This window comes from Mesorhizobium onobrychidis (assembly GCF_024707545.1).
GTDB classification, from domain to species: Bacteria; Pseudomonadota; Alphaproteobacteria; order Rhizobiales; family Rhizobiaceae; genus Mesorhizobium; species Mesorhizobium onobrychidis.
On the sequence record NZ_CP062229.1, the window covers coordinates 5,162,837 to 5,181,953 of the forward strand.

Sequence of the window (19,117 nt, forward strand, 5' to 3'; positions counted from 1 at the left end):
TTGTTGTCCGGCATCTGGCTCAACTGCGCGGCCCACCGCTCCCGCGGCGACGCGCCGGCAGCGGCGGGACAGGTTCGGTGTTGTGGCCCTTGTAGAGCGGCGACTCCAGATAGCGGGAAATGGCAAAGCGCACCAGAACGGCAACAGCGGCCGAGGCCGGCACGGCGATCAGCAAGCCGACGAAGCCGAACAGCGCGCCGAAGGCAAACAGCGAAAACATCAGCCACACCGGATGCAGGCCGACGCTTTTTCCGACCAGCCTCGGCTGCAGGATGTTGCCCTCGATGAACTGGCCGACGAAGAACACGCCGGCCACCGCCGCGACCATGGTCCAGTCCGGCCAGAACTGAACGAAAGCGACGCCGACGGCCAGCACCAGCCCGGTCAGCGAGCCGACATAGGGAATAAAAGAGATCAGCCCGGCGAACAGGCCGATGAGGATGCCGAAATTCAGGCCGGTCAAGGTCAGGCCGGTGGCGTACATGGCGCCTAGTACCAGGCACAGCGTGCCCTGGCCGCGCACAAAGCCGGCGGTGGCGGTGTTGATGTCGTTGGCGATTACCCTGACGGTCTGGACATAGTCGCGCGGCACCCAGCTGTCGACGATCGCCACCATGCGGTCCCAGTCGAGCAGCATGTAGAAGGCGACGACGGGCGTGACGACGAACAGGCTAACCACCGACACCAGCGCCACGCCGGAGCTCCAGATCGAGGTGAACACCGTGGTCAGGAGGCCGAAGCCGGAGGTCAGCAGCGAGTTCAACCCTTCGCGCAGGCCATTGGCGTCGACGCCGAATTGCTCTTCCAGCCATCTCGGATCGAAGCTGGTGATCAGGCTCTGCAGCCGGGTCAGGTATTCCGGCAGCTTGCTGGCGAAATCGGCCATCTGCGAAGCCAGCACCGGAATGAGGATGACGAAGGCCAGCACCAGAACGACGATGAAGGCAAACAGGATGACAATCGTCGCCATCAGCCTGGACAGGCCGAGCCGCTGCAGCCGGTCGGCGACCGGGTCGAGGAAGTAGGCGAGCACCATGCCGGCGACGAACGGCAGCAGGATGCCGCTGAAGACATAGAGAAAGATCGCGAGGATGATGGCGCTGATCAGCCAGAAGCGGATTTGGCGGCGAAACACGCCAGACGCGGCAGCATCGGCAGCCGCAGCCTCGGCTGCCGCGTCGATGTCCTGGTCAGGTGCCCGGTGTGGAGCCTTCGCCATAGCCGCTCATATGCCTCAGCCAAGCCACGAGATAGGCCGCGGCCGAAGCCACGGTCAAGACCCCGGACAGCAATATGAGCACCGGCCTGAGCGGGTCGAGGTCGATGGCGAGAGCCAGTTCGCCCAGCACCACCGCCGCCAGCACGATCTGGATGGCGGTGTTGGCTTTCGACACGAACAGCGGCTTCATCTCGACCGGGTGGGCCATGACGGTGGACAAAACGACGGCGCAGACGATCAGCGCATCGCGCGACACCATGGTGACGACCAGCCACAGCGGCAATTCACCGATGAAGCCCAACACCACGAACACCGACACCAGCAGCAATTTGTCGGCCATCGGATCGAGATAGGCGCCAAGCTGCGAAAACTGGTTGAAATGGCGGGCGATGAAGCCGTCGACGCCGTCGGAAATGCCGGCGATGAGAAAGCCGGCGAAAGCCCAGTCCCAGCGCGCCTGCAGCATGGCGAGCACCACGCCCGGCACCAGCACGAAACGCATGATCGTGATCATGTTGGGGATGGTCAAACGCATATCCCGTCGCTTCTGTTTTGATGATACATGATGGAGATGAGAGGCTACGGCAAGTGAGAGCGACGCAGAAGCTGCCAATCTCGCCCCTTGTGGAGGAGAGATTGGCTGTCTTCAAGGCTTTCGCCAATCGCCAATGTTGGAGATTTGCCTGAAGCCTCTGTCCACTCTTTTGTGATGCCGAAAGTGCCTGAGCCAGCCGTTATCCTTGCGAGGCGCAGCCGTTCATGCGAAGAGCCCCGGAAAGCAGGAAAGAGTGATGGGCAAGCGCAAGAACGGGCTCACCTATGCCGAGGCGGGTGTCGACATCGATGCCGGCAATCTCATGGTCGAGAAGATCAAGCCGCTGGTGCGCGCGACGCGCCGGCCGGGCGCCGATGGCGAGATCGGCGGCTTTGGCGGCCTGTTCGACCTCAAGGCCGCCGGCTTCACCGACCCGGTGCTGGTCGCCGCCAATGACGGCGTCGGCACCAAGCTGAAGATCGCCATCGATGCCGGCAAGCACGACACGATCGGCATCGACCTCGTCGCCATGTGCGTCAACGACATCGTCGTGCAGGGCGCCGAGCCATTGTTCTTCCTCGACTATTTCGCCACCGGCAAGCTCGATCCAGACCAGGGTGCTTCGATCGTCGGCGGCATCGCCGAGGGCTGCCGGCAGGCCGGATGCGCGCTGATCGGCGGCGAGACCGCGGAAATGCCCGGCATGTATCACGGCAACGACTACGACCTTGCCGGTTTTGCCGTGGGCGCGGCCGAACGCGGCCAGCTGCTGCCGACCGACGACATTGTTGAGGGCGACGTGCTGTTGGGGCTGGCCTCGTCGGGCGTGCATTCGAACGGCTTTTCGCTGGTCCGCCGCATCGTCGCCACCAGCGGCCTTGCGTGGACCGATCCGGCGCCCTTCAATGATGAAGCCACGCTGGCCGAGGCGCTGCTCGAGCCGACCCGCATCTACGTCAAGTCGATCCTCAAGGCGATCCGTAACACGCATGGCATCAAGGCGCTCGCCCACATCACCGGCGGCGGTTTCCCGGAAAACATCCCGCGCGTCCTGCCGAAGGATTTTTCGGCCGAGCTCGACCTCGACGCTATCGAGGTGCCGCCTGTGTTCTCATGGCTGGCGAAGACCGGCGGCGTGGCGCCCGAAGAGATGATGCGCACCTTCAACTGCGGCGTCGGCATGATCCTCGCCGTCGCCTCCGGCCAGGCCGCACAGGTCGCGGCCGTGCTGCAGGAGGCCGGCGAGACCGTGACGCCGATCGGCCGCATCGTGCCGCGCCGCAACGCCGGCGTGATCTATCGGGGCTCGATCGGCCTATGAGCACGCGCAAACGCACCGTGGTGCTGATTTCGGGGCGCGGCTCCAACATGACGGCGCTGATCGCTGCGGCCAGCAACCCGGACTATCCGGCCGAGATCGTCGGCGTCATTTCCGACCGGGCCAATGCCGCCGGTCTCGGTATCGCCGCGGCGCGCGGCATCGCCACCAAGGTGATTTCGCGAGCCGACTATAGCAGCAAGGAAGCGCATGACGGGGCGATCGACGCCGCACTTGTCTCGTTCGGCGCCGAGATCGTGGCGCTGGCCGGTTACATGCGCATCCTCGGCGCGCGCTTCGTCGAGAAATGGCTGGGACGGATGATCAACATCCACCCTGCCCTGCTGCCGGCCTTCAAGGGGTTGGATACGCATGCGCGCGCGTTGCGCGCGGGCATACGCATCCATGGCTGCACGGTGCATTTCGTCACGCTCGATATGGATGACGGCCCGATCATCGCCCAGGCCGCCGTGCCGGTGATGGTCGGCGACAATGAGGACATGCTCGCCGCGCGCGTGCTGAAGGCCGAGCACCGGCTTTATCCGCTGGCGCTCGGGCTGGTCGCCGAAGGCAAGGCGCGGATGGAAGGCGGCCGCACCGTGCTGGCCCACTTCGCCGACGATGCCGACAACAGCACCTCCGTGGTGATGGCGCCCGATCCGCTGCGCGAGGAGACCGACCTCGAGCATCTGGCGCGCATCACGCCCTGAGAACCATTCTTGAAGATGGTAGCAATATTTGCTACTATCTTGGCAAGGAGACAGTTTGATGGCGACAGTCGAAAAAGTCAGCGTGGCGCTTTCTCCGGAACTGCTGGACATGGTCAAAGGCGCGGTGGCCAGCGGGCAGTATGGTTCGGCAAGCGAAGTGATCCGCGAGGCGCTGCGCGAATGGCGCCTTCGCCAGCCCTTGCGCGAGGCGGAAGCGGAACGGCTGCGGAAAGCCTGGACGGAAGGGCTGGAGAGCGGCCCGTTCGCGCCTTTCGACATCGAGGACATCAAGCTGAAGGCGCATCACCGCTTCAGCGACGCTGTCAAGAAATAGCCTATGGCAGGCATGCCGATCATCCGCAGCCCGGCGGCCGAAAATGACCTTATCGATATCTGGCTTGCTATCGCCGAGGCCAGCCCGCGAGCCGCCGATCATTTTCTGAATGCCATCGCCGAGCGCATCCTTCAGCTTGCCGCCTTTCCTGAGTCGGGGCCGCGAAGACCAGATATCGCTCGCGGAGCGCGCGCATTGACGATCGGCAACTATCTCGTGCTCTATCGCCTGGCCGAACAGCGAATCGAGATCGTCCGCGTCGTCCATGGCGCGCGCGACGTCTCGACCCTATTTTGATCGCAGGCATTTCAATGGGTGCTTTCGATAGCGCGATCCGGACAACAGGCGATTTGGCCGGCGTTTTCGAATATGACGAAGTAGAAGACCGGCTCAGCGCGACAGCATACTTCTATCTTGTTCAAATCGAAAACGGACAAGCGGGCCTTGTCATCAATTCAATGCACATTCGTTCAGGTGCCTGGGCAATCGATGAAGCAGACATCGCAGTGAAATGGGACAGGGACGAACAGTGCGTGGGCCTGTTTATCTTTGGAGAACTCTGGGCAGCCTTCGATACCGCAACGGGCAAAAAATATGGTGGCGGGTATGGGAAAGACATCCAGCCCAATATCCCTTGGGACTGAGTTGAAGTCGATGAAACAACTGCTTTTGCTTCGCCACGCCAAGTCGAGCTGGGATGATCCAGCACTTGCCGATTTCGACCGGCCGCTCGGCCCGCGCGGGCTGAAGACAGCGCCGCTGATGGGACGCGAGCTTGCCCGGCGCGGCTGGCTGCCCGACCTGGCGCTGGTGTCGCCGGCGCTGCGCACCCGCGACACATGGCGGCTGGTCTCGGCGCAACTGCCGGCGCAAACGCCGGCCAAATTTGTCCAGGCGCTCTACGAGGCCAGCACGGCAGACGTTCTCGCCAAGATACGACAGGCAAATACGGAAACAAGCAGCCTTTTGGTGCTCGGCCATAATCCCGGCCTGGAGGAATTCGCGCGCCGGCTCGCCGGCACCGGATCGGATGCCGCGGCACTCAAAAAGCTTGAAGAAAAATTCCCGACGGCGGCCCTTGCCCGTTTCGTTGTCGACGGCGACTGGGCGCGGCTCACCCTCGGCAACGCGCGGCTGACGCACTGCGTTTGGCCGAAGGATCTGCGCTAGCAATTCCAGGAAAAGTGCGCAGCGGTTTTCCGTCCGGGATTGCGTAAAAACAGATACTTAGAGCGGTTCTGCGGTTCTATCAAAAGCTGGACCGCTTGCGCATGGCCCAAAAATCGGAATCGATTTTTGCTGCGCTGACCTTCAGTTCGAAAAAGATCATGCGCGAAAATCAAAGTGCTACAGCGTCCTTTGCGCGTCCTAGAAAGGGCGGCGCTGCTGGCTGTGACTCGATATGCAAAAGCAAGAACGGCGGGCCAAGCCCGCCGTTCTTTGAGTTCCGGAGCTTGGGGACTTAGCGGCCCCAGTTGCCCCGGCCGGACTGGGGCACGACGGACTGAGCCGTGCCGGACTCGGGCGTCGCATTGGTGTTGACAGCGTTGTGCTCGGTCGGGAGCAGCTTGCGGATCGAACCCGTGAACGTGTTGTCGACATTTCCAACAGCCGCATTGCCAACAGCCGCGGCCGGCTGGTTGACGCCGTCCGATCCATAGTGGTCGCTGCCGGCAAAGGCGCTGCCTGTGGCAATGAGGATGGCGGCAGCGGTAAGAGCAATCTTGGTCATTTCAGGTACTCCAGTATTTTCATACTTTCAGTGTTGTCGTCCGTCTCGTGGCGTGCCTTGGGAGGATTTCGCGTCGCTCGGACCACCCCGAGGTGGGTTGGCAGTGCGGCGGTTTCCAATCACAAAGATGTTCCGGCCACGCCCCGAATCGGGTGCTTGAAATCCGCCAAATGGCTTCCTTCGCCATAATTTTTTACATCCTCTTCAAGATGTTAGGCAAATACGCCTGCGTGGCCCGGCCATCTGCTGAGCCGGCGTTCACTCCGTATTGCACGATCCGTCAATAGAAACGAACCGATCGGTTCGATTTTCCCGCTGACGCGCAAATGAAGTCATGCAGCTGCCGGCTTTGGTTTGCCGCTTAGACGTGGACGTCACCGAAGGAGAGTTCGCCGTCGTCGCCGGCGGTCAGGAACGCCGTGACCAGCAGGCCGGCATAGAAGGCGGCGACCAGCACGACGATGACCACGCCGGGGATGGGCCCCAGGGCAGCGCCGACAACGGCCTCGCGCACCGAACTGACGAAGTCGATGCGGACACCTTCGGTTAGAAGACTGGGGGTCGACAGTTTGAGGATCCAGGCCAGCAGCAGGATCAGCAGCATGTGGATGTAGTTTCGACGCAGACGGCGCGCCAACGCCGCTCGTTGCGAAATGAGGAATTTTGGAGTGCGCAGGCTTTCGCCGACGACCAACAGCCAATCGGACGCGAAGTCCGGCTGCGGCGAGAATATCTGCGCGAAATAGTGCCGTTCGAACTGGCGCACGCGGGCCCGGTAAACGTCGAAGAAGCGATACCGCCGCGCTTCTATCCACAGCAGCAACAAGACAAGCAGCATGGCAAAAAGCAGCACGCCGTGATGCGCGCTGGCCGTCGAAAGCGAGACGGACAACATCGCCGCGACGACCGTTATCGCCCAATTGCTCGTCCGGTCCAGGCGGTCGCGCCACCCCGTCATGCGCAGAATCTCGGCGCGATGAAAGTGCGACATCGTGGTTACCAGTTCGCCGGGCGAAAGCGTTCTTCCAATGGGGTCCGGCGCTGCCAAGGCTTCTGCCATCACCATCTCTCCACCGCCACGCAAAAACGGCTGGATGGATATATCGTTCCGACGCTTCAATTGGCCGGGCGCAGCCACACCTTGTTGTCGTGGAACGCCGCACCGCCATAGGGCGCCGGCGCGTCGGCGCCGGTCAGGACGTTGATGCCCTCGCCGCGCTCGTGGGCGCTGTTGGGCCAGATGCCTTCGGCCACCACGACACCGCGCTTGACGCCGTCGAACAATCTCGCGTGCAGCACGACCTCGCCGCGCGTATTGCCGATCTCGACGCGGTCGCCATTGGCCAGCCCATAGGCTGCCGCATCGTCCGGATGCAAAAGCAGTTCCGGCCGGCCCTCCTTGGCCTTCGACACCGGCGTCTCCGAAAAAGTCGAGTTGAGGAAATTGCGCGCCGGCGAGGTGGTCAGCCGGAACGGATGCGCCGCATCCGCCACCTCGATCAGGTCGACGTGATCGGGAAATTCCGGCAGGCTTGCCACCGGCCCGAACAGGCCCATGCTTCTCGGCGGCCGGTTGGGCGCCGCCTGCCCGGTCCAGTCGGCGCGAAAGCGGAATCTTCCGTCAGCGTGGCCGAAGCCGTCGATAAAATGCGCCGCTTCGAAATCCGGCTGCAAGTCGACCCACTTCTCTTCCTTGAGGCTCGAAAAACTACCCAGGCCGCGCTTGCCCAAAATGATATCAATGTGCTGCTGCTCGCTCATGCCGAAGCCAGGCCTGTCGCCAACACCGAGCCTTTTGCCGAGTTCCTCGATGACGAAGTGATTGGTGCGCGGCCCTTCCGGCGGGTCGATCAGCTTGGGACCGAGCGTGATGTGCTGGTTGCCGCCGCCTTTGTAGACATCGTTATGCTCGAGGAACATTGTCGCCGGCAGCACGACATCGGCGAGTTTTGCGGTGTCGGTCATGAACTGTTCGTGGACGCAGGAAAACAGGTCGCTGCGCAGAAAACCCTGCTTCACCAGCCGCTGCTCCGGCGCGACATTGACCGGATTGGTGTTCTGGATCAGCAGCGCCGTCACCGGCGGGCCGCCATAAAGCGCGTCCGCCGCCCCGGTCAGCACCGGGCCGATGCGCGAATGGTCGAGATGGCGGATCGCGGGGTCGCGCATCCGCGTGCCTTCCAGCAGTTCCTGGTTCAGCTTGAAGATGCCCGAATTGGAATGGAAGGCGCCGCCGCCCTCATACTGCCAGCAGCCGGTGACCGCGGCGATCGAGGCGGCGGCATGCATGTTGACGGAGCCGTTGCGCTGGCGCGAGAAGCCCTAGCCGAGGCGGAAATAGGTTTTCTTGGTCGTGCCGACGAGGCGGGCGAAGGCCTCGATCTCGTCAACCGAAAGCCCGGTGATATCAGCCGCCCATTGCGGCGTCCTCGTCTGAAGATGCGCTTCCAGACCGTGCGGGTCGTCGGTGTATTTTTCCAAATAGGCGCGGTCGGCCATGCCGTCACGGAACAGCACATGCATCACCGCGCAGGCCAGCGCGCCGTCGGTGCCGGGCTTCAGCACCAGGCCGAGATCGGCCTGCTTCATCGTCGCGTTTTCGTAAACGTCGATGACGACGATTTTTGCGCCGCGTTCCTTGCGCGCCTTGATCGCGTGGGTCATGACGTTGACCTGGGTGACCACGGCATTGGTGCCCCAGATCACCACGCAGTCGGACTTGGCCATCTCGCGCGGGTCGGGACCGCGCAACGCGCCGGCGCCCATCATCCAGCCGGTCCAGGCCAGATTGGTGCAGATCGACCCGAAGAAGCCGGAATACTTTTTCGCGTGGCGCAGCCGCTCGATGCCGTCGCGCTGCACCAGCCCCATCGTGCCGGCATAGTAATAGGGCCAGACCGTCTCCGAGCCGTATTTTGCCTCGGCCTCGATAAACTTTTCGGCGACGAGGTCGAGTGCGGCCTCCCAACTCGCTTCCTTCCAAAGGCCCTCACGCTTGGCGCCCGCGCGGATCAGCGGCTTCAGCAAGCGGTCGGGATGATGGACGCGGTCGGCATAGCGGGCGACCTTGGCGCAGATGACGCCTGATGTGTAGCTGTTGGCCTTGGCGCCATGGACGCGGCCGATGCGCTTGCTGTCGAGCAGTTCGACCTCGAGCGCGCAGGTCGACGGGCAATCATGCGGACAGGCCGAATGGCCGATCCTGAGCTTGGCGTGCTGATTCATGGGGCCAAACTAGCCGTTTATGGCGGTGGCGTGTAGGCCCAGATGGCGCCTTGCCTTCTCCCCCTTGTGGGAGAAGGCAGAGGGGCGTCGCGCTACTCCGCCGTGCCTTCCTCGTATTCCGCCGACATCGACAGCCATTTTTCCTCGTGAGCGGAGAGCGTCTGGGCCAGTTGCGAGCGCTCCTTGGCCAGCCGTGTCGCCGTCGACGGGTCCTTTTCATAGACCGCCGGATTGGCGAGCTCGTCCTCGATCAAGTCGATGCGCTTGCGGATGCGGTCCATCAGCGCTTCGGTGGCGCGGATCTCCTTGGCCAGCGGCTCGAAGGTGGCGCGGCGTGCGGCCGCATCGCGGCGGCGGTCGGCCTTCGAGGCTTTTTCGGCCTCGCGCTTGCCGCGGCGGTCGCCTGACACGCCGGTGACCAGCGTCTTGTAGTCATCAAGGTCGCCGTCATAGGGATTGACCGTGCCGTCCTTGACCAGCCACAGCCGGTCGGCCGTCGCCTCGAGCAGATGGCGGTCGTGCGAGATCAGGATGACGGCGCCGGGAAATTCGTTCAGCGCATGGATCAGCGATTCACGGCTGTCGATATCGAGATGGTTGGTCGGTTCGTCGAGGATGAACAGGTTTGGCCCCTCGAACGCCGACAGGCCCATCAGCAGCCGCGCCTTCTCGCCGCCGGACAGGTCCTTGGCGGCGGTGTTCATCTTCTCGGTGGTCAGGCCGAACTGGGCGACGCGGCCGCGCACCTTCGATTCCGGCGCTTCCGGCATCAGCCGGCGGACATGCTCATAGGCGTTTTCATTCGGTCGGAGATCGTCGAGCTGATGCTGGGCAAAGATCGCCACCTTCAGCCCCGGTGCCACCGTCATCGTGCCGGTCTCCTGCTTCAGGCGGCCGGACAGCAATTTGGCGAAGGTCGACTTGCCGTTGCCGTTGGCACCGAGCAGCGCGATGCGGTCGTCGGCATCGATGCGCAGCGTCATCTTCTTCAGGATCGGCTCACCCTCGACATAGCCTACATTGACGTTGTTGAGCGCAATGATCGGCGAGGCCACCGTCTTCACCGGCTCGGGAAAGGAGAACGGTCGCACGTTGTCGTTCACAATTGCGGCGATCGGCTTCATCTTCTCCAGCGCCTTGATGCGCGACTGCGCCTGTCTCGCCTTGGAAGCCTTGGCCCGGAAGCGCTCGACGAAGGATTCCATGTGCTTGCGCGCGGCTTCCTGCTTGACCCTGCCCTTCTCCTGCAATTCGCGCTGCTCGGTATATTGGCGCTCGAACTGGTCGTAGCCGCCGCGCCAGAAGGTCAGCTTCTTCTGGTCGAGATGGACGATCGAGTTGACGGCGCGGTTGAGCAGGTCGCGGTCGTGCGAGATCAGCAGCACGGTGTGCGGATATTTCGACACGTAGTTTTCCAGCCACAGCGTGCCTTCGAGGTCGAGATAGTTGGTCGGCTCGTCGAGCAGCAGAAGATCGGGCTCGGCAAACAGCACAGCGGCGAGTGCGACGCGCATGCGCCAGCCGCCAGAGAAGGACGAGGCCGGCCGCCGCTGGGCGTCGTCGTCGAAGCCGAGGCCGGCGAGGATGGTGGCGGCACGCGACTCGGCCGAATGGGCGTCGATATCGGCCAGCCGCATGTGGATGTCGGCGATGCGGTGCGGATCGGTCGCCGTCTTTTCCTCCTCGAGCAGTGCGGAGCGCTCAAGGTCGGCCTTGAGCACGATCTCGATCAGCGGTTCCTCGGTGCCGGGCGCTTCCTGCGCCACCTGGCCGATGCGCGTGTTCTTCGGCAGGCCGAGCGAGCCGGTCTCGGAGGCGAGGTCGCCGGTGATCGCCTTGAACAAAGTCGTCTTGCCGGTCCCGTTGCGGCCGACAAGCCCTGCCTTGCTGCCGGCCGGCAAGGTCAGCGAGGCATGGTCGAGAAGCAGGCGTCCGGCCATGCGGAGCGAAAGGTCGTTAATGATCAGCATGGCCGCGCTTTTGCACGGGACGTCAGCGCTTCGCAAGACCTTGAGCGACGGTCGGCCGCATAAGGCATAAAAATGGCCGGCAGCGGCGGGTTGCCTGATGCCGCGGGAGGATAGATCCGATTGCCGGCCTCGCCGGATCAGAGGGCCAGCTTTGAATTGGGCCGGGAACCTGCTGCGACGGCGCGGCGCCTGGCGAGCATCGACGTCTCGCATCTGAAAATTGCAGTTTTGTCACATTTGTCAGTTGATTGCCTGTTCAAGGCGGTCGTCTTCCGCGATCACCCCATGACGCAACGGCAAGACTCAGCTATCTCTAGGTATGCGGCGGACCTGATACCCGCCTGGCCGGCGTCATCGCTCCCCTCCCAAGCGGCGCCGGCCACCTTTCCTACTGCGTTCCATCACTGCGCCGACGGCGTGCCGGGTTGATCACCGCCTGACGTCGACTTGGGTGCAGGGTCGACCTGCGGGTTTTGATCGGCGCCGGGAGCCTTTGTCGGTGGGATGTTGTTATCGCAAGCCGCGACAGCCAGCGCTGCCGCCAAAACGAGCCAGGTCGGGGCCAGCAAAATTGAGAGCTTGTTCATCGCAACCTCCTGTCACCGGGCAAACGAGACGGTGCCGATTTGGTTGCACGCTCAGGCAGAGCTTGGGGCGTTTGGAAAGCGGGGAACAAAACGCGGGCTCTTCGGTTGGTCCACATCAATGGAGAAAATCATGATCCGTCTGCTCATAGCCGGGGCGGCCGTCTACATGGCTTACCGCATAGTCAGGGAAATCATCGACGAGGTGCCCGACGACTTCGATCCGCTGTTGCTGCCGCCTCCCGATGACGACAAGTCGCTGCCGCGGCAGTCGGCGGCGATGGGCGTAGAGCCCCAGCGCTAGGCCCAGTTCATCAGCTGGTGTGCGCCAGTAGAATCGGACGCATCGGTCGCAACTTTCACGTCGAGAGCGTTGCGAACAAAGCAGAAACGATGCTTGATGGGCAATGAACCTCGCTGCCCGTGATTCGACCTTCCGGCCTGCCTATCTCGCAAAGCTGAATGCCGAGCAGTGCCTTGCCGTCGAGCATGGCGACGGCGCGGTCGCCGGGCCGTTGCTGGTGATCGCCGGCGCCGGCTCCGGCAAGACCAGCACGCTGGCGCATCGCGTCGCGCATCTGATCGTCAGGGGCGCTGACCCCAGGCGCATCCTTTTGATGACGTTTTCGCGTCGTGCCGCATCGGAAATGGCCAAGCGGGTCGAGCGCATCGCCGGCGAGGTGCTCGGCCGGGACGCTTCCGTGATCACCGATGCGCTGAGCTGGGCCGGCACATTTCACGGCATTGGCGCCAGGCTGCTGCGCGACTATGCGCTGGAGATCGGCCTCGATCCGGCCTTCACCATCCATGACCGAGAGGATTCGGCCGACCTGATGAACCTCGCCCGGCACGAACTCGGCTTCTCGAAAACCGAAGGCCGTTTTCCGACAAAGGGCACGTGCCTGGCGATCTATTCGCGTGCGGTCAACGCGCAGGCGCCGCTCGGCGAGATTCTCGGTTCGGTGTTTCCCTGGTGCGCGGGTTGGGCAGAACAGCTTAAGGCGCTGTTTGCCCGATATGTCGAGGCCAAGCAGGCGCAGAACGTGCTCGATTACGACGACCTGCTGCTCTACTGGGCGCAGATGGCCGGCGAGCCGGAGATATCAGCGCATCTGAGTGGGCGCTTCGACCATGTGCTGGTCGACGAGTACCAGGACACCAACCGGCTGCAGGCCTCGATCCTCACGGCGCTCAAGCCGGACGGATCCGGGCTGACGGTGGTCGGCGACGACGCGCAGTCGATCTATTCGTTTCGCGCGGCGGAAGTGCGCAACATCCTCGACTTCCCAAAACAATTCGCGCGGCCGGCCGAGATCGTCATGCTGGAGCGCAATTACCGCTCGACCGAGACCATCCTGGCCGCCGCCAATGCGGTGATCGGCGAGGCCTCGGAGCGCTTTACCAAGAACCTCTGGTCGGAGCGCAGATCGACCGAAAAGCCGAAGCTGGTCAGCGTTCGCGACGAGGCCGAGCAGGCGAGTTACGTCTGCCAGGCGATCCTGACCGAGCGTGAGGCCGGCACGGCGCTGAAGGCGCAGGCCGTGCTGTTTCGCGCCTCGCACCACAGCGGGCCGCTGGAGATCGAGCTGACGCGCCGCAACATCCCGTTCGTCAAGTTCGGCGGGCTGAAGTTCCTCGACGCCGCCCATGTCAAGGACGTGCTGGCGGTGCTGCGCTTCGCCGAAAACCCGCGCGACCGCGTCGCCGGTTTTCGCGTGCTGCAGCTTTTGCCCGGCATCGGCCCTTCGGCGGCTTCGCAGATCGTCGACACCATGGCGACGTCGCTCGACGAAGCGATGGGGCTGGCGCGCTACCGGCCGCCGCAACGCGCCGCCGACGACTGGCCGGGTTTCGTCGCGCTGTTCTCGCAGCTTCGCACCGGGTCGGGAAAATGGCCTGTTGATCTCGAACAGGTCAGGCTCTGGTATGAGCCGCATCTTGACCGCATCCACGAGGACGCAACGACGCGCCGGGCCGATATTCTGCAGCTCGAACAGATCGCCTCGGGCTACGCCTCGCGCGAGCGTTTCCTCACCGAGCTGACGCTCGATCCGCCGGATGCGACCAGCGACGAGGCCGGGCCGCCGCATCGCGACGAGGACTATCTGATCCTGTCGACCATCCATTCTGCCAAGGGCCAGGAATGGAAGAACGTCTTCGTGCTCAACACCGTCGACGGCTGCATCCCTATCGACCTCGCCGTTGGCAGCAAGGCGGACATCGACGAGGAGCGCCGCCTGCTCTACGTGGCGATGACGCGGGCCAAGGACGGCCTGCACCTGGTCATGCCGCAGCGCTTTTTCGTCCACGGCCAGGCGGCGCGCGGCGATCGTCACGTTTACGCTTCGCGCACCCGCTTCATCCCGGCCTCGATCCTCAGCGCCTTCGAACAGACATCGTGGGCGAGCGTCCAGGTCAAGGACGATCCGCGCCGCCAGCCGCAAGTGCGCGTCGACCTTGGCGCCCGCATGCGTGACATGTGGAAATAGGCCGCCTCTTCGGCACGGCGCTCATGCCACGGGACTTGGTTGCGAAAACCAAATTTCGGCAACATGGAACCTGAAGCCGCAATCCGCGTTTCTGGGCGTCCGACCCAGGTCGGAGAGCGGCGTCCGCCGTCACCTCCGCCCAATTCAAGAGGCCAGAATGCACGACACGACATTTTTCACCCCGGTCGCCGTAACCGTCGGCGCCGGCCATAAGCGCATGATCGCTTCGCTCTTCGACATGCATGAGTTCCTGACCGAGTTCCCGCCATCGCGGCGACGCCTGAGCTACGGCGGCGCGGTGAAGGCCTGCGAGGCGGCACGCGCCGGCGAGATCTCGCCCGAAGCGGCGCGCGATGCCCTGATCACCTTCGCGGTGACGGCAGGCATTCTCTGGCCTTCCGCCCAGCCGGCGGTCTCGGTCAAGCCGGTCGCCCGGGGCCAGGGCGGATACGCCGCCTGACTGGCTAGGCCTCTTTTGCGCCTATGGCCCGTCGAAGATGCTGTTCGTCTTCGACGGGTTTTCCTTTCAATTCGATCCGGATAATCCGAAATCAGGCGTAGGCGCGCCCCTCTTCGCTCCGCTGGAACAGCGTCAGGTCGAGTGGCACCGAAGGCCGGCCAAGAACGGTCAGGATCGCGTGCGCCTGGCCGCGGTGATGGGTCTGGTGGTTGAAGAAATGATCGAGCGCCGGTGCCAATCGCTGCGAGACGGTGCGCATGTCGGAGACGGTCATGTAGGAGAAGCGGCCGGACAAAGCCTTGTCGCTTAACGCCCTGACCCAGTCGATGATCCTTTTGTCTTCGGCCTCGCGCGCCAGCCGCAAGCCCGGCAAGGCACGGTGCAGGATCGTGTCGAGCCTGGCCGGCGCGTCGCCCTCGCCGGTAAAGCGCCTCATCCAGATGCGGTCGGCGGTCAGAAGGTGGTTGAGCGTGCCCATCATCGAGCCGAAGAAAACCCCGACATTGCAGTGAAATTCCTCCTCGTCGAGATCGGCGGCGGCATCGTAGATGCGGCCATTGGCCCATTGATTGTAGGCCGCAAACATCATGAAGTGCTGTTTCATCTTTTTCTCCCGACCCGCGAGACCCCGTTTCGGGTGCCTACCCGCATCTGCCCGAAACATCGCTCTAGTAGACCGCAAGGAAGCTGCCGCCAATGACCATTCTGCTCTATGACCTCGTCGGACGCGATACCGCCCGTCCGTTCAGCCCGCATTGCTGGAAGGCGGCGATGGCGCTCGCCCACAAGGGGCTCGACATCTCCACCGTGCCGACACGTTTTCTCGAAGTGCCGACAGTTGAAGGCGGCGTTTCGAAACTCGTTCCGGTGATCCGCGACGGCGAGAAGGTGGTCGCCGATTCCTTCGCCATCGCGCTCTATCTCAACGGGGCCTATCCCGAGCGGCCGACATTGTTTTCCGGCGACGGCGGCAAGGCGATGGCGCGCTTCATCGAACGCTGGTCGCAACTGACCATCCATCCCTATGTCACCACTGCGGCGATCATGGACCTCCACGCCATGCAGGACGAGGCGAACGCCGCCTATTTCCGCCAAAACCGCGAGCAGCGCTTCGGCAAGAGACTGGAAGAGGTGATGGCGGCGCGCGACGCCGGCCTTGGCGCCTTCCGCGCCTGGCTGGAACCGTTCCGCTCGACGCTCGCCTATCAGCCGTTCATCGGCGGCCAATCACCGCTGTTTGCGGACTACATCATCTTCGGCGCGCTGCAATGGGCGCGCATCGCCTCGCCCTACCGGCTGCTCGACGACAGCGATGTGGTGGCGCAGTGGTTCGAGCGCTGCCTCGACCTGCATGATGGCCTCGGTCGCAAGGTGGCGGCGGCTGCCGCCGCCGCATAGGGGAGTAGGGAGTAGGGAGTAGGGAGTAAGGAAGTGCCGTAGTAGTTCTCAAAGGAGAAGGCCGTCAGGATGACGATCGTCGTCATCCACGGTGCATCATTCTTTCGGGGAAAGTTCAGGGCGCCGTTCAATGCCACAAAGATATCGATCGGCGCACTTGCCGTGGCAGCTGCCTTCACTGAAATGCCCGCTCTCTCGAGTTTTTCCAGGAAAGCCATCGTCACGAAGCCGCCCTGCGACCACCCGGCTAGGAAAAGTCCGGCGCTCCCGATCTTCAGATGATCAAGCACGGCCCGGCTTGCTGCCAGCATGTCGAAAGTGGCCTGGCCTGCTGATGGCTGCCCTTCACCAGATAACCCTCGGGCTCGTCGGAGTCCCCCAAACCAAAATAGTCCGCGCCGACAAGGACGTATCCTTGGCCGGCGAACTGAGCGATCATTAGCTGGGTTTCCGGGGACTGGTCCGGAAATGAGGGCACTTCCTGTTTTCCATACGCGGTTCCGTGCTGGTATGAAATCATCGGGAAGGACGTCCCGTCCCTGTCAGGAACGGCAATGAGCCCGGTTGCGGTGATCGGCTTGTTGCCGCGCTCTGGAACAATGGACGAATAGGTGACGCGGTACAGCCGGACAGCGTTGCGGGCCGGACTGTAGGTCTCGGACAGCCCGGCGAACCGATGCGTATCGGTTTGGAGTATTTGGTTCAGCCGATCGACATCCCAGCGATCGAGATATTCGTATTGCACATCGGAGGTGACCCTCTGACCGGGTCGCTCTCCTGTGCTGCGCAGGGCAAGCAAGCCAAGGCATTGGCTAGGATGGTGTTCGAGATCAACGCTAACGTAATCACCTCGGCGGGGCGCTGATGTCCTTTAGGTTCGGACGGGATGAAACCTCCTATGGATTGCGGCAAGCATAGGATGCCGGGCTCGCTTACGCTGGCGCTACGGTCGAATTTCAGTAACGCTCGCTTCCCAACATGTCGCAGCATACAAAGGCCGGCGTCGAATTCATTCCCGAAAAATGGCGGAGGGTCCTGAGTGCGGCTGCGGAAGTCAAAATCCTCTGACGGATTGCAAACTTGAAATCGGAATGGCCAAGGCCATTCGATTCGCGTCGGGCGTCCAACACTCTGGTCCGCCAGCTTTCCGCCTTCCCTGAAACCGCGCTTGGGGGTATGGGACGCTTTCCACGATTTCGTAGCTAGAAATGCAGATAGATGCTCACTCCTGAGCCATTGTAATAGTGCGGGTAGTAACCACGGTGGCCGTAATAGGGGCTAAAGCCGTAGTAGGGGCGATAAAAGGGTCTGTAGTAGGGCCTATAATAGCGGCGCGGGTAACACCCATAGTAGCCACACCCCCGCAATGCGTACCGTCGGTTCCAGTGACGACCACCCCGCCAGTGACCATAGTTGTGTCGCCAGTGTCTACGGTGCCTAACCTGTTCGACGGCGCTGTTCTGCACCTGCTCAGATTTCGGAATAGAGAGAGGCGCGGCATTCAAAGGCAAGGCAAAAGCCGTACCGAAAACTGCGGCCACAAGGACAGACAAGAGCTTTTTCATGGCCCTCCTCCTTCGCTGGGCCAATGTTACGCCATGGAACCTGAACCGCCGATGAACGCGGGCGCGCCTGATCCGACTGTGAACCAAAATAGCCCGGCCAGGGCGAGCCGTGCGGGCGATAGAGTTGCGGCGAGTTTGTCCTCGGCGCGGGTGATTCCTTGGCGAGCCCCCACAAGCGTTGATGTGCGAGGAATCCGAAACAAACTTGGCATGTCACAAAAAGAATTTGCAGCCTGTTTTGGGCTGAAATTGGAGTCCCTGCGCAATTGGGAACAGGGAACCCGCGTGCCCGAAACTGCGGCCCGTGTCCTGTTCACCATCATTGATCGCGAACCGGATGCCGTGAAGAAGGCGCTAGCTATCGGATGACGGAGTCGCTAGGGCTGGTGGCGCTTTGCCGCCGGCCCTGCCATTTCTTCGCGCCCTTGACGCTGTCTGTCACCTTGGCGAGCAGATCACTGTCGGCGGCATCCCAGCCCTTTGCGGCCATGATCCGCATGGCGATTTCACGGTTCGTGCCTTGTCCGCTGTCCCTGCGAAGTAGCCGCGCCAGTTCGTTGCGTTTGAACAGGCGGATAGCCGTGACCTTGGGCTTGATGTCGCTTGGCGGCTTGGCATAGCCGAAGATCGCAAGCGCAGCGTCGATGTGGCCTAGCTGGTCTTCCAAGACGGCTTTCTGCCGTTCCAAGTCCAGAACCTGGCCCGACAGTTCCGCCCGCTTGGCGATCAAGGCATAGATGACGAGTGGCTGTCCCATGGCCCGGATTTTATGGGAACCCACTCTTTAGGTCGTGCGGGAAGTTGGTGCTTTTGCTACATAAGGCCGCCTTATTGCCCTACTGCCCTACTGCCCTACTGCCCTACTGCCCTACTCCCCTACTCCCCTACTCCCCTTAGCAAAGGCAGCACGACACCATGACGTCAGGCCCGGAATTCCCAGACGATTTTCGCGCCGAGCTGGTCAATCTCTTCCTGTGGCGGCGGGACGTCAGGCGATTCAAGCCGACGCCGCTCCCAGAAGGCGCGCTGGAGCGGCTGCTTGACGTCGCCAGCATTGCGCCCTCGGTCGGGCTGAGCCAGCCCTGGCGTTTCGTCATGGTCGAGAGTGCTCAGTGCCGCGCCGCCGTCAGGGCATGCTTTGAGCGCTGCAATGCGGAGGCGCTCGCATCTTTCGGCGGCGAACGCGCCGCGCTCTATGCGCGCCTGAAACTTGCCGGCCTGAACGAAGCGCCCTGCCAATTCGCGGTTTTCGCCGACCGCGCGACAGAACAGGGGCATGGGCTCGGCCGCCTGACCATGTCCGCGACCATCGAATATTCGGCGGTGATGGCAATCCACACCTTTTGGCTGGCGGCGCGCGCGGAAGGAATAGGCATGGGCTGGGTCTCGATCCTCGATCCGGCCGAAATAGCGACGATCCTGGACGCGCCGCCGGAGTGGACGCTGATCGGTTACTTCTGCGTCGGCTACCCGAGCGAGAACCACAGCGTGCCGGAACTGGAACGGGAAGGCTGGGAAGTCCGGCGCGCTCCGATGGTGATAAGGCGGTAGTGCAACGGCGACGCTGCCATCCTCTCT

Annotated in this window: 20 protein-coding genes and 2 pseudogenes; 12 read left to right on the plus strand and 10 right to left on the minus strand. The window is 62.8% G+C overall.

Annotated features, from left to right (window positions below; translation table 11 throughout):
• Positions 1 to 19: 19 nt before the first annotated feature.
• Both IHQ72_RS25690 and IHQ72_RS25695 read right to left on the minus strand, forming a co-directional pair.
• Positions 20 to 1,219 carry an AI-2E family transporter gene (locus tag IHQ72_RS25690; protein WP_258118104.1) on the minus strand — a complete coding sequence of 400 codons (1,200 nt, stop codon included), beginning with the start codon at positions 1,217 to 1,219 and terminating at the stop codon, positions 20 to 22.
• Positions 1,191 to 1,748: a CDP-alcohol phosphatidyltransferase family protein gene (locus IHQ72_RS25695; RefSeq protein WP_258123931.1), complete on the minus strand. Its 558-nt coding sequence runs from the start codon at positions 1,746 to 1,748 to the stop codon at positions 1,191 to 1,193. The genes IHQ72_RS25690 and IHQ72_RS25695 overlap by 29 nt, the downstream gene beginning before the upstream one ends.
• A 262-nt stretch (positions 1,749 to 2,010) precedes the next feature.
• Between IHQ72_RS25695 and purM the strand changes: the two genes are divergently transcribed.
• The 6 genes from purM to IHQ72_RS25725 are packed head-to-tail and all read left to right on the plus strand — an operon-like array spanning position 2,011 to position 5,286.
• Positions 2,011 to 3,075: a phosphoribosylformylglycinamidine cyclo-ligase gene (gene purM, locus IHQ72_RS25700; protein ID WP_258118106.1), complete on the plus strand. Its 1,065-nt coding sequence runs from the start codon at positions 2,011 to 2,013 to the stop codon at positions 3,073 to 3,075.
• Positions 3,072 to 3,782 (plus strand): phosphoribosylglycinamide formyltransferase, encoded by a 711-nt coding sequence (purN, locus tag IHQ72_RS25705; RefSeq protein WP_258118107.1) that lies wholly within the window; start codon positions 3,072 to 3,074, stop codon positions 3,780 to 3,782. The genes purM and purN overlap by 4 nt, the downstream gene beginning before the upstream one ends.
• A gap of 58 nt (positions 3,783 to 3,840) precedes the next feature.
• Complete coding sequence (locus IHQ72_RS25710) at positions 3,841 to 4,116, plus strand: type II toxin-antitoxin system ParD family antitoxin (RefSeq protein WP_258118108.1); 276 nt, start codon at positions 3,841 to 3,843, stop codon at positions 4,114 to 4,116.
• A gap of 3 nt (positions 4,117 to 4,119) precedes the next feature.
• Positions 4,120 to 4,413 carry a type II toxin-antitoxin system RelE/ParE family toxin gene (locus IHQ72_RS25715; RefSeq protein WP_258118110.1) on the plus strand — a complete coding sequence of 98 codons (294 nt, stop codon included), beginning with the start codon at positions 4,120 to 4,122 and terminating at the stop codon, positions 4,411 to 4,413.
• A gap of 14 nt (positions 4,414 to 4,427) precedes the next feature.
• Positions 4,428 to 4,760, plus strand: coding sequence for a hypothetical protein (locus IHQ72_RS25720; RefSeq protein WP_258118112.1), 333 nt, complete (start codon positions 4,428 to 4,430; stop codon positions 4,758 to 4,760).
• 10 nt (positions 4,761 to 4,770) lie between these two features.
• Positions 4,771 to 5,286: a SixA phosphatase family protein gene (locus IHQ72_RS25725; protein WP_258118113.1), complete on the plus strand. Its 516-nt coding sequence runs from the start codon at positions 4,771 to 4,773 to the stop codon at positions 5,284 to 5,286.
• A 292-nt stretch (positions 5,287 to 5,578) separates the two neighbouring features.
• On the opposite strand, the gene IHQ72_RS25730 is transcribed toward IHQ72_RS25725, so the two are convergent.
• From IHQ72_RS25730 to IHQ72_RS25750, 5 genes and pseudogenes are all read right to left on the minus strand, one after another.
• Positions 5,579 to 5,848: a DUF680 domain-containing protein gene (locus IHQ72_RS25730; RefSeq protein ID WP_258118114.1), complete on the minus strand. Its 270-nt coding sequence runs from the start codon at positions 5,846 to 5,848 to the stop codon at positions 5,579 to 5,581.
• Between the two features lie 361 nt (positions 5,849 to 6,209).
• Positions 6,210 to 6,908: a DUF2270 domain-containing protein gene (locus IHQ72_RS25735; RefSeq protein WP_258118115.1), complete on the minus strand. Its 699-nt coding sequence runs from the start codon at positions 6,906 to 6,908 to the stop codon at positions 6,210 to 6,212.
• 56 nt (positions 6,909 to 6,964) lie between these two features.
• A pseudogene (locus IHQ72_RS25740) lies at positions 6,965 to 9,073 on the minus strand (molybdopterin-containing oxidoreductase family protein).
• A 92-nt stretch (positions 9,074 to 9,165) separates the two neighbouring features.
• Positions 9,166 to 11,043, minus strand: a complete 1,878-nt coding sequence (locus IHQ72_RS25745) for an ABC-F family ATP-binding cassette domain-containing protein (protein ID WP_258118116.1) — start codon at positions 11,041 to 11,043, stop codon at positions 9,166 to 9,168.
• Between the two features lie 401 nt (positions 11,044 to 11,444).
• The gene (locus IHQ72_RS25750) at positions 11,445 to 11,630 is read right to left on the minus strand and encodes a hypothetical protein (RefSeq protein WP_258118117.1); all 186 of its coding nucleotides are present in this window, start codon (positions 11,628 to 11,630) and stop codon (positions 11,445 to 11,447) included.
• Positions 11,631 to 11,760: 130 nt separating this feature from the next.
• Here IHQ72_RS25750 and IHQ72_RS25755 point away from each other — a divergent pair, with 130 nt between their 5' ends.
• The 3 genes from IHQ72_RS25755 to IHQ72_RS25765 all read left to right on the plus strand — a co-directional run bounded on the left by IHQ72_RS25755 (position 11,761) and on the right by IHQ72_RS25765 (position 14,576).
• On the plus strand, positions 11,761 to 11,931 hold the full coding sequence (locus IHQ72_RS25755; protein WP_258118118.1) for a hypothetical protein: 171 nt from the start codon (positions 11,761 to 11,763) through the stop codon (positions 11,929 to 11,931).
• A gap of 103 nt (positions 11,932 to 12,034) precedes the next feature.
• Entirely contained in the window at positions 12,035 to 14,116 is a 2,082-nt protein-coding gene (locus IHQ72_RS25760) for an ATP-dependent helicase (protein ID WP_258118119.1), read from the plus strand.
• Between the two features lie 157 nt (positions 14,117 to 14,273).
• On the plus strand, positions 14,274 to 14,576 hold the full coding sequence (locus tag IHQ72_RS25765; protein WP_258118120.1) for a DUF982 domain-containing protein: 303 nt from the start codon (positions 14,274 to 14,276) through the stop codon (positions 14,574 to 14,576).
• Positions 14,577 to 14,667: 91 nt separating this feature from the next.
• On the opposite strand, the gene IHQ72_RS25770 is transcribed toward IHQ72_RS25765, so the two are convergent.
• Complete coding sequence (locus IHQ72_RS25770; RefSeq protein ID WP_258118121.1) at positions 14,668 to 15,180, minus strand: DinB family protein; 513 nt, start codon at positions 15,178 to 15,180, stop codon at positions 14,668 to 14,670.
• Positions 15,181 to 15,272: 92 nt separating this feature from the next.
• Here IHQ72_RS25770 and IHQ72_RS25775 point away from each other — a divergent pair, with 92 nt between their 5' ends.
• The gene (locus IHQ72_RS25775; protein ID WP_258118122.1) at positions 15,273 to 15,974 is read left to right on the plus strand and encodes a glutathione S-transferase family protein; all 702 of its coding nucleotides are present in this window, start codon (positions 15,273 to 15,275) and stop codon (positions 15,972 to 15,974) included.
• Between the two features lie 35 nt (positions 15,975 to 16,009).
• Here IHQ72_RS25775 and IHQ72_RS25780 read toward each other — a convergent pair.
• Positions 16,010 to 16,778: pseudogene (locus tag IHQ72_RS25780) on the minus strand (alpha/beta hydrolase family protein); the annotation flags it as partial.
• A gap of 794 nt (positions 16,779 to 17,572) precedes the next feature.
• Here IHQ72_RS25780 and IHQ72_RS25790 point away from each other — a divergent pair.
• A complete protein-coding gene (locus IHQ72_RS25790) occupies positions 17,573 to 17,908 on the plus strand; it encodes a helix-turn-helix domain-containing protein (RefSeq protein ID WP_258118124.1) in 336 nt (111 codons plus the stop codon).
• Here the strand turns inward: IHQ72_RS25790 and IHQ72_RS25795 are convergent.
• A complete protein-coding gene (locus tag IHQ72_RS25795; RefSeq protein ID WP_258118125.1) occupies positions 17,898 to 18,296 on the minus strand; it encodes a hypothetical protein in 399 nt (132 codons plus the stop codon). The genes IHQ72_RS25790 and IHQ72_RS25795 overlap by 11 nt on opposite strands.
• A gap of 158 nt (positions 18,297 to 18,454) precedes the next feature.
• Here IHQ72_RS25795 and bluB point away from each other — a divergent pair, with 158 nt between their 5' ends.
• A complete protein-coding gene (gene bluB / locus IHQ72_RS25800) occupies positions 18,455 to 19,090 on the plus strand; it encodes a 5,6-dimethylbenzimidazole synthase (RefSeq protein ID WP_258118126.1) in 636 nt (211 codons plus the stop codon).
• Positions 19,091 to 19,117: the final 27 nt, after the last annotated feature.